Source organism: Streptomyces sp. NBC_01298, assembly GCF_035978755.1.
Lineage (GTDB): Bacteria > Actinomycetota > Actinomycetes > Streptomycetales > Streptomycetaceae > Streptomyces.
In genome coordinates this window covers 2,232,712-2,246,714 of record NZ_CP108414.1, presented here as the reverse complement: position 1 = coordinate 2,246,714, position 14,003 = coordinate 2,232,712, and the positions used below count along the sequence as shown (strand labels likewise).

At 72.5% G+C, this 14,003-nt stretch carries 9 protein-coding genes; 5 read left to right on the top strand and 4 right to left on the bottom strand.

What is annotated here, in order from left to right; translation table 11 throughout:
- Positions 1–3: 3 nt before the first annotated feature.
- On the bottom strand, positions 4–1,635 hold the full coding sequence (locus tag OG730_RS10075; protein ID WP_327303924.1) for an AMP-binding protein: 1,632 nt from the start codon (positions 1,633–1,635) through the stop codon (positions 4–6).
- 162 nt (positions 1,636–1,797) lie between these two features.
- On the opposite strand from OG730_RS10075, the gene OG730_RS10070 reads away from it, so the two are divergent.
- From OG730_RS10070 to OG730_RS10060, 3 genes are all read left to right on the top strand, one after another.
- On the top strand, positions 1,798–3,000 hold the full coding sequence (locus tag OG730_RS10070) for an acyl-CoA dehydrogenase family protein (RefSeq protein ID WP_327303923.1): 1,203 nt from the start codon (positions 1,798–1,800) through the stop codon (positions 2,998–3,000).
- Positions 2,997–3,395 carry a RidA family protein gene (locus OG730_RS10065; RefSeq protein WP_327303922.1) on the top strand — a complete coding sequence of 133 codons (399 nt, stop codon included), beginning with the start codon at positions 2,997–2,999 and terminating at the stop codon, positions 3,393–3,395. Before OG730_RS10070 ends, OG730_RS10065 begins: the two co-directional genes overlap by 4 nt.
- Before the next feature lie 234 nt (positions 3,396–3,629).
- Complete coding sequence (locus OG730_RS10060) at positions 3,630–4,004, top strand: hypothetical protein (protein ID WP_327303921.1); 375 nt, start codon at positions 3,630–3,632, stop codon at positions 4,002–4,004.
- 265 nt (positions 4,005–4,269) lie between these two features.
- Here OG730_RS10060 and OG730_RS10055 read toward each other — a convergent pair whose 3' ends face one another.
- The 3 genes from OG730_RS10055 to OG730_RS10045 form a co-directional block, all read right to left on the bottom strand.
- Positions 4,270–5,355 carry an IS630 family transposase gene (locus OG730_RS10055; RefSeq protein WP_327303547.1) on the bottom strand — a complete coding sequence of 362 codons (1,086 nt, stop codon included), beginning with the start codon at positions 5,353–5,355 and terminating at the stop codon, positions 4,270–4,272.
- A 101-nt stretch (positions 5,356–5,456) separates the two neighbouring features.
- Positions 5,457–8,624: a hypothetical protein gene (locus OG730_RS10050; protein WP_327303920.1), complete on the bottom strand. Its 3,168-nt coding sequence runs from the start codon at positions 8,622–8,624 to the stop codon at positions 5,457–5,459.
- 133 nt (positions 8,625–8,757) lie between these two features.
- The gene (locus OG730_RS10045; protein ID WP_327303919.1) at positions 8,758–10,149 is read right to left on the bottom strand and encodes an aminopeptidase P family protein; all 1,392 of its coding nucleotides are present in this window, start codon (positions 10,147–10,149) and stop codon (positions 8,758–8,760) included.
- A gap of 170 nt (positions 10,150–10,319) precedes the next feature.
- Here OG730_RS10045 and OG730_RS10040 point away from each other — a divergent pair, with 170 nt between their 5' ends.
- Positions 10,320–12,722, top strand: coding sequence for a collagenase (locus OG730_RS10040; protein WP_327303918.1), 2,403 nt, complete (start codon positions 10,320–10,322; stop codon positions 12,720–12,722).
- Positions 12,723–12,813: 91 nt separating this feature from the next.
- On the top strand, positions 12,814–13,989 hold the full coding sequence (locus OG730_RS10035) for an NAD(P)/FAD-dependent oxidoreductase (protein ID WP_327303917.1): 1,176 nt from the start codon (positions 12,814–12,816) through the stop codon (positions 13,987–13,989).
- Positions 13,990–14,003: the final 14 nt, after the last annotated feature.

Below are 14,003 nucleotides of genomic sequence, written 5' to 3'. Positions count from 1 at the left end.
GCTTCACTCTAGGTGCTCTTCTTGATCGCGCAGCCGGAAGCGCTGGAGCTTGCCCGTCGCCGTCCGGGGCAGGGCGGGCAGGAAGACGAAGGTGCGCGGGCACTTGTGCGGGGCGAGCTCGTTCCGCATGAAGGTGCGCAGGGCGTCCTCGGTGAGGACCGCGCCCTCCCGGGGGACCGCGTACGCGACCACGATCTGCCCGCGCCGCTCGTCGGGGAGGCCGACCACGGCCGCCTCCAGCACGTCGGGATGGCGCAGCAGGGCCTCCTCGACTTCCGGGCCCGCGATGTTGTACCCCGCCGAGATGATCATGTCGTCGGCCCGGGCCACGTAGCGGAAGTAGCCCTCCGCGTCCCGGACGTAGGTGTCGCCCGTGAGGTTCCAGCCGTCCCGTACGTACTCGCCCTGCCGCGGGTCCGCCAGGTAGCGGCAGCCCACCGGCCCCCGTACGGCCAGCAGCCCCGGCACCCCGTCCGCGACCGGCAGCCCCGCCCCGTCCACCACCCGGGCCTCCCAGCCCGGCACCGCGCGGCCGGTCGTACCGGGCCGGATGTCCTCGTCGGCCGCCGAGATGAAGATGTGGAGCAGCTCGGTGGCGCCGATCCCGTTGATGATCCGCAGGCCCGTGCGCTCGTACCAGGCCTGCCAGGTGGCGGCCGGCAGGTTCTCGCCCGCCGAGACGCAGCGGCGCAGCGCGGAGAGGTCGTAGGCGCCCGTGTCGTACGGGCCCAGCGTGTCCAGCATCGACCGGTACGCGGTGGGCGCGGTGAACAGCACCGACACCCGGTGCTCGGCCAGCGCGGGCAGCAGCCGGCGCGGGGAGCCGTCCGCCAGGAGCAGCGCCGAGGCCCCGGCCCGCAGCGGGAAGACCACCAGCCCGCCCAGGCCGAAGGTGAAGCCGAGCGGCGGACTGCCCGCGAAGACGTCCTCGGGGCGCGGGCGGAGCACTTCTTGAGAGAAGGTGTCGGCCACGGCGAGCAGATCGCGGTGGAAGTGCATGCAGCCCTTGGGGCGCCCGGTGGTGCCCGAGGTGAAGGCGATCAGCGCCACGTCGTCGGCGGAGGTCTCCACGGCCGGGAAGGGGTGCGGATGCCGCTCCGCCAGGCGCAGCAGGTCGTCCGGTTCGGCGCCGCCGTACGCGGTGATCCGCAGGCCCGGGACCCCCGCCTTGACCAGGTCGTCCACGACCTCCGCCTGGCACAGGGCGTGGCTCACCCGGGCCATCGCGCACACCGTGGCCAGCTCCTGCGGACGCTGCTGGGCCAGCACGGTGACGGCCACCGCGCCCGCCTTCATCACCGCGAGCCAGCACGCGGCGAGCCAGGGGCCGGTCGGGCCGCGCAGCAGCACCCGGTTGCCGGGGACCACGCCGAGATCGGTGGTGAGGACGTGCGCGAGCCGGTCCACGCGGGCGTGCAGTTCCCCGTACGTCCACACCGTTCCGTCCGCCCCGCGGAAGGCGGGGCGGTCGGGCCCCAGCCGGGCGATGGTGGCGTCGAGCAGCTCCACGCCGCAGTTCAGGCGGTCCGGGTAGGCCAGAGCGGGGAGTTCGAAGTGGAGCCGCGGCCAGGCGTGCGCGGGCGGCAGGTGATCGCGCGCGAAGGTGTCTCGATGAGCGGAAGGCTTGAGCTCCAAGGCGGGTTCGCCCCCTTGCGACGGCCCGCGCCCCGGGTGGGGGCCGGACCCTGCGTATGGACTGTGGACCGAAGTGGAAGAGCCGGGCCGTACGAACGCAGCACGAGCGTATCGTCATGGTGACGGGAGTCAACAGGACGCGATAGAGGCTGGGGCATACGGATGACCCGATTCACGGGATTCGCGCTCGGGGCGGACCAGGAGGAGTGGTGCGCGCGGCTGCGCGCACTGGCGGCGGAGCGGCTGCGGCCGCTGGCGGAGAAGGGGGAACCGGGCCGGGTCAACCGGCCGCTGCTGGCCGCACTGGGCGAAGAGGGGCTGCTGGAAAGGGTGTTCACCTCGGGCGCGCTGGAACTGTGCCTGCTGCGCGAATCCCTCGCCTACGGCTGTACGGAGGCGGAGACGGCCCTCGCCCTCCAGGGGCTGGGCGCCTACCCGGTCCTGCGCTCGGGCAGCGACGCCCAGCGCGAGCGCTGGCTGCCCGGGGTGCGGGCCGGGCGCACGGTGGCGGCCTTCGCGCTGAGCGAGCCGGGGGCCGGGTCGGACGCGGGGGCGCTGGCGCTCGACGCGGCCCCCGACGGAGGGGAGGGTGAGGGCTGGCGGCTCAGCGGGGAGAAGTGCTGGATCTCCAACGCCCCCGAGGCGGATTTCTACACCGTCTTCGCCCGCACCGGCGAGGGCCCGGGGGCCAGGGGCGTCAGCGCCTTCCTGGTTCCGGCGGACCGGCCGGGGCTCTCGGGGGAGCCGCTCGACATGCTCTCCCCGCACCCGATCGGCGCGCTCGCCTTCGACGGGGTCCCGGTGGGCCCGGCCGACCTGCTGGGGGAGCCGGGCCGGGGCTTCCGGGTGGCCATGGACACCCTGAACCTCTTCCGCCCCAGCGTGGGCGCCTTCGCCGTCGGGATGGCCAGGGCCGCCCTGGACGCCACGGTGGCGCACACGGCCGCCCGTACGGCCTTCGGCGGGGTGCTGGGCGACCTCCAGGCCGTGGCGCACCGGGTCGCCGAGATGGCCACCCGGACCGAGGCGGCCCGGCTCCTCGTGTACGCGGCGGCGGAGGCCTACGACGCGGACGCGTCCTCCCCGCAGGTGCCGCGCCGGGCGGCCATGGCGAAGCTGCTGGCCACGGAGACGGCCCAGTACGTCGTCGACCACGCGGTACAGCTGCACGGGGCGGCCGCGCTGCGCCGGGGGCACTTGCTGGAACACCTGTACCGGGAGGTACGGGCACCGAGGATCTACGAGGGGGCGAGCGAGGTGCAGCGCACGATCATCGCGAAGGAGCTCTACCGGGAGGCGCGGGAGGCGCGGGACATGGGCGGGGCGCGGGACATGGGCGAGGCACGGAAGGTGGGCGAGGCGTGAGCCTGGAGCGGATCAACCCGGAGGAGCTGTCCCCGGCGACGGGCTTCTCGCACGCCGTCGTCGCGAGCGGGGGCCGGCTGGTGTTCCTGGCGGGGCAGACGGCCCTCGACGGCGCGGGGAAGGTGGTGGGAGCGACGCTGCCGCAGCAGTTCGAGCAGGCGCTGACGAACCTGCTGGCCGCACTGGCGGGGGCGGGCGGCTCGCCGGCGGATCTGGCACGGGTGACGGTCTACGCCGTGGACGTGGCCGACTACCGGGACCGCGCCCCCGAACTGGGCCGGATCTGGCGGCGGTTGGCGGGCCGGGACTATCCGGCGATGGCGGTCGTGGGCGTGGTCCGGCTGTGGGACGAGGCGGCGCTGGTCGAGCTGGACGGGCTGGCGGTGCTCCCGTAGGCGGTGGTCCGAAGGAGGTGGCCCGGAGGTGGCCCGGGGGCGGCGCCCCCGCAGGGCTTTCCGCTGGTGAGCGCGGGTGCCTTTGACAGTGGGCGGGGGAGGGGGGAGGGTGGAAATGGCCCATAACGGAGTAATCCGGACCAATCAACCCTTCATGCTCGGAGGTGTATGAGTATGCGCCGTGGGTTTGTTGCGGCAGCCGTGGCGGGGGCCGCCGGGATCACGCTCGGCCTGATGCCCGTGAGCAGTGCCTTCGCATCGAGTCTTCCGCAGACGTACGACCGGTGTTCCAACTGGCGCGGCAGTGACTGGCGCGGAGACGACTGGTGGCGCTACTGCTGCGACACCTCGCGCGCGGACCGCCCCAGTTGGTGCTGGGACAACAACAACTGGGACAACGACAGTTGGAACAGCAACTGGGACAACAGCAACTGGAACCACAACGACAACTGGAACGACAGCCGGCACGACAACTGGAACGACAACGACAGCTGGAACCACGACCGCGACAACGGCAACTGGAACCACGACAACGGCAACAACTGGCGTGATGGCGGCGGCAGCGACGGCGGAGGCTGGAACGGCGGCGGCGGGGGCCACCGCAACTGACCTGGCGGCGACCGGCTGAACGGCGGGGCGCGAGTCCCGGCGCCGTGAATCGCGCCGGGGCCCGCCCCGTCGGGCGGACCGCCAGGCCGAAAGACGCCCCCTAGGCCGTCTCTTTCGGATCTTGCCGGGCCCGCGACGCCTGGCACCGCGCCTGGCCGCACTGCCGAGGCGACCACGTACACCCAGTACGCGAGCGCCCCGACAGCACGCCCAGGCACGGCACCAGACGCCGCGGACTCGGCCGACAAGATCCGAAAGAGACGACCTAGTGACCTGGTTTGGAGATCCTGTCGCAGTAGCGGCAGATGCGGTCGAGGATCTGGTCGGCGGTCTTGGTCCACTTGAACGGCCTGGCCTGGTCGTTCCAGACCTCGATCCAGCCTTCGAGTGCGGCCTTGAGGTCGTCGAGTGAGCAGAACACTCCGCGTTCGAGGCAGCGTCGTTCCAGCTCGGCAAACCACCGCTCGACCTGGTTGATCCACGACGAGTACGTGGGAGTGAAGTGGAGCTGGAACCGGGGATGCGCAAGGAGCCACTTGCGCACGACCGGCGCCTTGTGGGCAGAGAGGTTGTCGCAGATGACGTGGACCGCCAGGCCCGGATCGGTCTGGCGGTCGATGTCGTCGAGGAAGTCCCGGAAGTCCACAGCCCGGTGCTGCGCGGACAGTTTCGTGATCACCCTGCCAGTCGCGGTGTTCAGGGCGGCGAACAGGTCGACGGTGCCATGCCGGACGTAGTCGAAGCTCCGCCGTTCGGGGACTCCGGGCAGCATCGGCAGGACCGGTGCGGTCCGCTCCAGGGCCTGGATCTGCGGTTTCTCGTCCACGGCGAACACGGCCGCGTTCGCCGGCGGGGCGAGGTAGAGGCCGACGACATCGCGGATCTTGTCGATCAGGAACGGGTCCGGGGAGATCTTGAAGGTCTCGGTCCGCCAGGGCTGCAGGCCGAAGGCATGCCAGATCCTCAGCACGCTCGCCGGGGAGATCCCCACCACCTTGGCCAGCTCCCGCTTCGACCAGTGTGTCCCGCCCGCAGGTGTCTGTTCGAGGGTGCGGACCACCACCTCTTCGACCTGGGCGTCGGTAATGGTCCGCGGCACCCCGGGCCGCGGCTCGTCCGACAGGCCGTTCAGGCGGTCCCGCAGGAACCGGGACCGCCATCTGGCTACCGTCTTGCGCTCAGTGTCCAACCGCGCGGCGACCACGGTGTTGTTCCACCCTCGTGCGCACGCGAGCACGATCCGCGCTCGCTGGGCCAGGCCCTGCGCAGTTGAACGCCGCCCGGCCCAGCTCTCCAACGTCAGTCGCTCAGCTTCCGACAGCACCACTGGCGGCAGCCTGTTATCGCCCATCCCGTCAGGACACCGGACCGAAACCCGCCCCGTCAGGCAGAACCCAAGATCTGAAACAGAACACGACTCATGGGGCGAGCCCAGACCTCAAACCCAGATCACTAGTGGTCGCGCCGCAGGCGCAGGTTCGGCTGGACGCGCTTGACGGGCCGGCTGCCCGCGGCCGCGCCGCCGAGGTGGCGCCCGAGTGCGACGTAGGCGTCGAACTGGTCGTGGTCGAACGACTGGTCGAAGGTGCTCTGGCGGGGGAAGACCTTCTCGGTGACCGCGTAGCTCAGCAGCTTGTAGGGCATGTCGGTGGTCAGGCCGGCCTTGGCGAAGACGATCGTGCCCTCCCGGGTCGGCTCCCCGCCCGGGGTGAACTCGATGGGCTCCGGGTAGCGGATGGTGCCCCGTACGACGCACCGCGCGGACAAGCGCGCGTTGAGGGCCGACATCGGGTCCTCCGGGCTCAGCTTCTCGGCGCTGCCCGGCACGAGCGTGAGCATGTTCTGATCCGGCAGGCCGAAGTCGATCTCGACGCCGAGGTCCTCGTACGCCAGCGCGATCGCCTGGGCGAGCGTGGTGGCCAGCGGGGGGACGTCCCCGCTGGCGTCGATGACGTAGATCTCCCGGCAGCGCAGCCTGAGCAGTTCCACCAGGCCCAGATTGTCGATGTGTCCGCCGTCCGTGCACAGCAGCATGGGGCTGGTGTCGGAGTACAGCCCGATCAGCTCCTGGAGCTGGTAGCGCAGCCGCCGCATCCGGGGGAGCCGGGGCATGGTCCAGTCCGGGGCGAATTTCGCCACCTCGGCGAGGTACAGCGGGTTGGGCAGCCAGGTGCCCAGGCGCAGGTTGGACAGGGCGAGCAGCCGCTGCACCGCCTTCGACTGGGCGCCCATCGTGGACGCGAACGCCGCGCCCGAGACCGCGACGGCGGACTGGACGGTGAGGTCGCGCCGGATCAAGGGGTGCGAGGTCTTCTCCAGCGTGGAGGTCTTCACCCAGCCGACATCGGGTCCGCCGACGTAGTCGGAGGCGAAGGTGAAGGGGACGGCGGGCCTGCCCGGCGCGGTGCGGTTGCGGCCGGACAGGGCCGCGGACGCCGCGAAGATGACCTGCGGGAAGGGCTTCACCCGCTGGGCGTGCGTGCTCAGCAGGGTCAGCTCCGTGTGGTAGTCGTACGGCAGGGCGCCGACGGAGCCGTCCCACAGCACCGCGCGCCGCACCGCGAAGGCGCTGGCCAGCCGCTGCCGGTAGAAGGGGTGCAGGCTGCACATGGTCTGGTCGAGCACCACGGCCAGGAGGAGCAGGGCGGCGGGCAGACCCAGCCGCCATCCCCAGTGCCACCGGTCGGACAGCACGGTGGACCAGGAGAGCACGGCGAGGCCGACGAAGCCGAGGATCAGGAGCACCACCCAGACGACGAGGTACTGGAGCCATCCCGTACCCACCTTGGCGGCCAGTGAGGTGCCGCCCGCGGAGAGCCATCCCGCCTTCTCGCCGTTCGGCCGGATCTTCTTCACCTGCTCGTACAGCGCGGCGAACATCGCGCCCAGCCAGGTGATGGCCGCCGTGAGGCCGGCGAGGAGCGTCACTCCCTGCGTCCCCTCGGGGAACAGGTTCTGACGCTGGACCAGCCAGCCGAAGAACCACAGCACGAGGGGGATGAGCAGCGCGTACACCGCGATCCCGACGGCCATCCACACGATGCCCTTCACCGAGAGCCGCAGCCAGCGCGGCCACCCGGCCCCGGTGCGGGGCCGGAGCAGGGAGGCCGCCAGGGACACCCCGCCGGCGACCGCGACCAGGCCCGCGATGGGCAGCCAGGCGTAGCGGGGGAGCAATAGGTTCCGGACGCCCGTGGCAGTGCCCGAGGCCGAGGTGGGGTCGAAGCCGCCCGGCCGGAAGCGTTCGATCTCGATCACGGGGACGAGCGAATAGAACTCGTTGAGCATGATCCCGGCCACGGTGAACGTCAGTGCCAGCAGCGTGAGGGAGACGAGTACCCCGCGCAGTGCCGCGCCCAGGGCCCGCACGAATTCCTGGGGGCTGTCGGCCACGTACTTGGCGTGCCGCCGCAGATGGTGCTCCTCGGGGCTGCCGGGCGCGAACACGTCCTGCGGCGTCGCCAGGTCGGCCCGGGGCGGAGGTTGCGCCCCCCGGTTCCGTGGCTGTCGTGTGGTCAGCGCCAGTTGGAAGGCCCCGGCTGTGAACCCGCCACCGGACACCGACACCAGATAGCGCGCCTTGGTCAACACCCCCGCCTCGCGCAGGGACTGCAGGGCGCCGAGGGTGACCGACGCGGAGCGGATCCCGCCGCCGGACACGCAGATGCCGATCTCCGCCGCCTCGCGGCCGGGCAGGGGGAGGGAGCGGCTGCGCCAGCGGCGGTGCGCACTCTCCGGCGGCGCCGCCTCGCTCGGCGGCGCGGTCCAGTCCTCCAAGGGGGAGGAGCGGTGCGGCGCCGCCGGCGGCACGACGATCTGCAGATCGTCCGGCGGCTTGCCGGGGTCTTGGGCGAGCCGGTGGGCGAAGCGTACGAGGAGCCGCGGGCCGTGCCGCCGGATCCTCCGGCTGATCAACAGCACCCAGAAGCCCGCCGCGAGCGCCGATTCGCGCACGCCCTCGCCGGCCCGGGTCCGCGCCATCCGGCGCGCGATCCCCGGAGTTCCCGGCAGGACCGGTGGCTTCGGGGCGAGCCGCAGTTTCGCCCTCCTCGTGAAGCACCTGGCCAGCAGGGTGAGGAGCACCCAGCACGCGGAGATGATCAGTGGCGCGACGAGCGCCCACTTCAGCAGCGCGAAAGAGGCCGCGGCCGTCAACTTGTGGTCGGGACCATCGGCCATGTGCCGCAGGGCGCTGCTCAGGAAGGCGTTCTCGGCCAGGTCCGCCGCGGCGGCCACCGGGGTGAGGAGCATCGCCCGGAAGGCGAACCTCCGCGATGCCAGGCGGTACAGGAAGAGGACGCCCAGCCCGAACAGCGACAGCAGGGCCAGGGAGTACGCGGGGACCAACCAGTGGCTGTCGGCGCTGATGCCGTGCTGGAAGGCGTCGATGCGCGCACCGGTGGTCTCGCACCGCCGGCCCAGCTCGTAGACGGCCCGGCACGCTTCCTCGCGCCGCCCGGCGAACTGGAGTCGCTGTTCCCGGTGCTGGCCCAGACCGTGCGGACGGTCCTGCAGGTACCGCATGAACAGGGCGCCGGCGGAGAGCAGCCCGGCCGCGCACAGGAACGCCGCCCAGCGGGGTGCCCGGTGCCGGGGGGCCCGGTCGGGAGAGATCGGCATGCGCCGAACGTAGTACTGCCGTGACTCCGCGTGGTGGACGCGCGCCGGTCGCGTCGGCGGTGCGCGCCTCGTGGGCGTGGCGCGGCCGCCGCGGTCGCCCCGCTGCCGCGGCCGCGCCCCGCATGATGGCCCGCTACCGGCCGCCGTCCTCCAGCAGGTTCCCCATCCATTCCTCGATGCCCGCCACCGTGCGCGGCAGGGCGCCCGACATCAGCCGGGCGCCCTCGGCCGTGATCACGAGGTCGTCCTCGATGCGGACGCCGATGCCGCGCAGCTCGGGCGGCAGGGTCTCGTCGTCGGGCTGGAGGTAGAGGCCCGGCTCCACGGTGAGGACCTGGCCCTCTTCCAGGACCCCGTCCAGGTACGTGTCGGCGCGCGCCTGGGCGCAGTCGTGCACGTCGAGCCCGAGCATGTGCCCGCTGCTGCACAGGGTGTAGCGGCGGTGCAGATCGCCCTCGGAGTTCTTGAGCACCCCCCACTCCGCGAGCCCTTCCGCGATCACCCGCATCCCGGCCCGGTGGAAGTCGCGGAAGCTCGCGCCCGGTCGCAGCGCCGCCATGCCCGCGTCCTGTGCGGCGAGGACCAGCTCGTACACCTGTCGCTGGACGGGGGAGAACCGGCCCGACAGGGGGAGGGTGCGGGTGATGTCCGCCGTGTAGAGGCCGTCGGTCTCCACGCCCGCGTCCATGAGGAGCAGGTCGCCCGCGTTCAGCCGGCCGTCGTTGCGGATCCAGTGCAGCACGCAGGCGTGCGCGCCCGACGCGGCGATCGTCTCGTAGCCGGTGCCGTTGCCCTCGGCCCGGGCGCGGCGGTTGAAGACCCCCTCGATCCAGCGCTCGCCGCGCGGGTGGGCCAGCGCGCGCGGGAGGTCCCGTACGACGTCCTCGAACCCGGCGGTGGTGTGGTCGACGGCGAGCTGTAGCTCGGCCACCTCCCAGGCGTCCTTGACCAGGCGCAGTTCGGAGAGGGCGACGGCGAGCTCCGGGTCCGCGGCGGCGTTGCGCCCCGTGGGGGAGCCCAGGGCGTCCAGGTGGGCGCAGCGGATGCCGGAGAGCCGCTCCGCCTCCGCGAGGTCGGGGCGGCGGCCGACCCAGAACTCCCCGTAGCGGCGGTCGCGGTAGAACTCCTCGTTGCCGCCGGTGCGCGGTGAGCGCGGGCGCAGGTAGAGGACGGCCTCGTGCCCGTGCGGGCCGGCCGGTTCCAGGACCAGCACGTGGCCGACCTGGTCCTCGCCGGTGAGTCCGGTCAGCCAGGCGTACGCGCTGTGCGGGCGGAAGCGGTAGTCGCAGTCGTGGCTGCGGACCTTCAGCTCGCCCGCGGGGATGATCAGCCGCTCGCCGGGGAAGCGGGCCGACAGGCGTGCACGACGGGCCGGGGTGACGGCGTACGCGGGCACGCGGCTGGAGTCGGCAAGGGGGGAGGCCGCCCAGTCCGACGCCATGAAGCGGGACAACTCGGCCGATACGGGCAGGTCGTGACTGCCGATGTTGAGCCCGGCGGTGGGGCGGGAGGGGGTGTCGGTCACAGGGGCTCCCTCAAGAAGATGCGAACTGGTGGGCGCACAGGTCTTGTCAGTGCAATTTCACATTACTATGTTACAGCTCACACCGCGCCCCGTTAAGCCTCGTCAAACGCCGCGTGAAGCAGGGCAGTTCCGCACCTTCCCCCACCGCCCCTCCCAGCCAGGAGTTCTTGGTGTCCCAGCACAGAGTCGTGCGCACGTCCCTCCTCTCCGCCGCCGTCGCGGTCACCCTCCTCGCCACCGCGGGCCAGGCCGTGACCCGGGCCGCCGAGACCGGCGCCCGCGCCGACGTCGCGGGCGCCGCCGCGCCCGGCACCTTCGCCGCGGGCGCCGCGGGCGCCGAAGCCGGGGCGAACCCGTTCGACGAGGTCGAGCACCTCGCCGACGCGCGGCAGGCCGCCGCCGCGCCCGCCCCGGCGCCCGGCGCGCAGCTTCCGGGCGGGCAGGCCGTCGCCGAGGGCAAGGTACCCGGCGCCGTCACCGCGCCCGCCGCCGCGCCCGCCACGAAGAGCGGCAGGCTCGCCGCCTCCGCCCAGGCCACCGCCACCGGGGTCCCCTGCACCCTCGACGGGATCACCGGGCTCACCCCGGAGCAGTTCGCCGACTTCCTCGCCGACCCGGCCGTCACGGCGGCCAAGGGCGGCTGCCTCGCGGGCCTCATCTGGACCTGGGACGCCCGCCTGGCCCCCGTCATGTCGGACGCCCACGTGCAGGCCGTCTCCCGCCGGATATCCGGCCTGGCCGCCTCCCATGACGGCCTGAACTCCTCCCACCTGGAGGAGATGTTCACCTACCTGCACGCCGTGGCCTACCACGACCACTCGCGCGCCGAGATCGACGTCACCGACGCCCCGACCGTCGACGCCATGCGCCAGGCCATCGCCGCCTTCGCGGGCGCGGCCCGCACCTTCGACGCCACCGGCTCCAACGCCCGCACCCTGCGCGAGGCCCTCTATGCCGGCAGCGCCCCCGGGCTGCGCCACCACCAGCTCGGCCTGATCAAGAACGTGCTCGCCACCATGGACCCGTCGCACACCGCGACGCACCTGGACACCGCCTGGGCGGGCGCGGCGCTCGCCGCCCTGTCCGTCAACTACCTCGGCGTGTACAACAACGACACCGCGTTCCACGCGGCGGCCGCCGCCGACGCCCCGTACCGCGCGGCCTTCAAGGACTTCGCGACGTACGCCCACCTCAAGGGCACCGCGAACGCCTGGGTGGCGCGCGACGCCATCGCCGAGTTCGGTCGATTCGGCCAGATCGCGGGCCTCAAGGACGGGATCACCGCCGACCTCGGTGCGCTCCTCGCCCCGGCCAGGGCCGCCTTCGGCGACGGGAGCGAGCCGTGGGCGAAGGCCGTCTCCTGGCTCAACTTCTACCAGGCGTGCAAGCCGTACGGGGTGTGCAAGGAGGACATCGAGCGGGAGCTCTTCCCGAACACCTACACGTACGACAGTGGCGCCATCAAGGTCCGCACCGCCCTCGACCGGGCCACCGTCGACCAGCTCTACTACGCGAGCAAGCAGGTCAAGACCCAGTACCACCGGGTCGTCGGCACCGACCAGCCGATCGCCGGGGACGTCAACACCACGCTGAACATCGTGCTGTACGCCTCCCGCGCCGACTACGTGAACTACCAGCCGCTGCTCACCGGCTACGGGATCAACAACGGCGGCATGTACATCGAGAACGGCGCCACCTTCTACACCTATCAGCGCCGCGTCCCGCAGGACTCCCAGCTCACCCTGGAAGAGCTCTTCCGTCACGAGTACACCCACTACCTCAACGGCCGCTTCGCCGTCCCCGGCACCTTCGGGCAGGGCGCCTGGTACGAGGGCGACCGCACGACCGCCATGGACGAGGGCACCGCGGAGTTCTTCGACGGAGCGACCCGCGACAACGGCATCGCGGTTCGCAAGTCCCTGATCAAGAGCATCATCGCCGACACGGCCGGCGGCGGCCCGCGCATGTCGGTGGACCAGCTCCTGCACGCCACGTACGCCAACGACGGCTTCCGCTTCTACGGGTACGCGGGCGCGTTCTTCGAGTTCCTGTGGAACGAGCAGCCCTCGAAGCTGCGGGAGATGTACGGCTCCCTGCGCGCCGACAACCCGGCGGCCTTCGACGCCTGGCGCAGCCGGATGGGCCGCGACGCGGCCGTCCAGAGCGCCTACGACCGGTTCCTGGACGCGCAGATCGCCAAGGTCGACCAGCTGTACGTCCCGAACACCGTCTTCACCCCGAACGCGCAGCTGCGCGACGCGGCGCTCGCGGACGTGAAGTCCACCTTCGCGACGGCCACGTACAACACCCCGGACTGCGTGGAGAACGGCGAGCCGGGCAAGCGCCGGTTCACCTGTACCGGCAGGATCACGGCGAACCTGAAGGACTGGCGCAGCGAGGACCAGAACTTCAAGGACATGTCCGAGACGGTCGACTACTTCATCCTCGACCGGGCGGGCGCCGCCTCGAACAACCTGGCCGACATGAACTGCTCCTTCGGCGCACTGGACATCTGGACCAATCGGGTGGCCGGCACGTCGAGTTACAGCTGCGAGGGCCCGCTGCGCGGCTGACCCCGGCGGCGCGTCGCCGCGTCCGACGCGTCCGTCGCGGCCTCCGGCGCCACCTCTGTCCACCTCTAAAGATATGTGACATATTACTGCCGTGCCCAGACATTCCCCGTCCCCGGACCTCGTGATCATCGGCGCCGGCGTCGTCGGAGCCGCGTGCGCGTACTACGCGGCGCGCGCCGGACTCCGCGTGGCCGTCGTCGACCGCGGCCCGGTCGCCGGCGGCACGACCGGCGCCGGCGAAGGCAACCTGCTCGTCTCCGACAAGGAAGCGGGTCCCGAGCTGGACCTCGCGCTGCTGTCGGCGCGGCTCTGGCGCGAGCTCGCGCTCGAACTCCCGCAGGAGATCGAGTACGAGGCCAAGGGCGGCCTGGTCGTCGCGGCCGAGGCGGCCACCGTGAAGGCCCTACGGGGCTTCGCGGACGGCCAGCGCGCGGCCGGGGTCGAAGCGGTCGAGGTGGGACCGGGGGAGCTGCGCGAACTGGAGCCCCACCTCGCGCCGGACCTGGCGGGCGGCTTCCACTACCCGCAGGACGCCCAGGTCCAGCCGGCGCAGGCGGCGGCGCGGCTGCTGGCGGCGGCGGGGCTGACGTCGCCGGGTGTGGAGGTGCACCTCGGGGAGGAGGTCACCGAGCTGCTGTTCGGGCCCGCGGGCGAGCTCCGCGGGGTCCGCACGGCGCGGCGCGACCTCCTCGCCCCGGCGGTGCTCAACGCCGCCGGCACCTGGGGCGGGGCGGTGGCCGCGCTGGCCGGGGTCAGCCTTCCGGTGCTGCCGCGGCGGGGGTTCGTCCTGGTGACGGAGCCGCTGCCGAGGGTGGTGCGGCACAAGGTCTACGCCGCGGACTACATCGCGGACGTCGCGAGCGGGTCGGCGGCGCTGCAGTCCTCGGCGGTGGTCGAGGGCACTCCGGCGGGGCCGGTCCTGATCGGCGCCACGCGGGAACGGGTCGGCTTCGACCGTTCGTTGTCGTTGGAGGCGTTGCGCCGGCTGGCGGCGCAGGCCGCGGCCCTCTTCCCGGTCCTGGCCGACGTGCGGGTGCTGCGCACGTACCACGGGTTCCGGCCGTACCTGCCGGACCATCTGCCGGCGATCGGGCCGGACCCGCGGGTGCCGGGGCTGTTCCACGCCTGTGGGCACGAGGGGGCGGGCATCGGGCTGGCGCCGGGGACCGGCGTCCTGATCGCCTCGACGCTGACGGGGGCGGCCCCCGTCCTGGACCCGGCTCCGTTCGCGCCGGCGCGCTTTGCGGGCGCGGAGCCCCCGGGGTGAGCGCGGCGGTGTCG

Coding starts and splice junctions, on each gene's coding strand:
- OG730_RS10070 (WP_327303923.1), top strand. CDS start 1,798: ATGACCCGATTCACGGGATTCGCGCTCGGGGCGGACCAGGAGGAGTGG.
- OG730_RS10060 (WP_327303921.1), top strand. CDS start 3,630: ATGCCCGTGAGCAGTGCCTTCGCATCGAGTCTTCCGCAGACGTACGAC.
- OG730_RS10055 (WP_327303547.1), bottom strand. CDS start 5,355: ATGGGCGATAACAGGCTGCCGCCAGTGGTGCTGTCGGAAGCTGAGCGA.
- OG730_RS10050 (WP_327303920.1), bottom strand. CDS start 8,624: ATGCCGATCTCTCCCGACCGGGCCCCCCGGCACCGGGCACCCCGCTGG.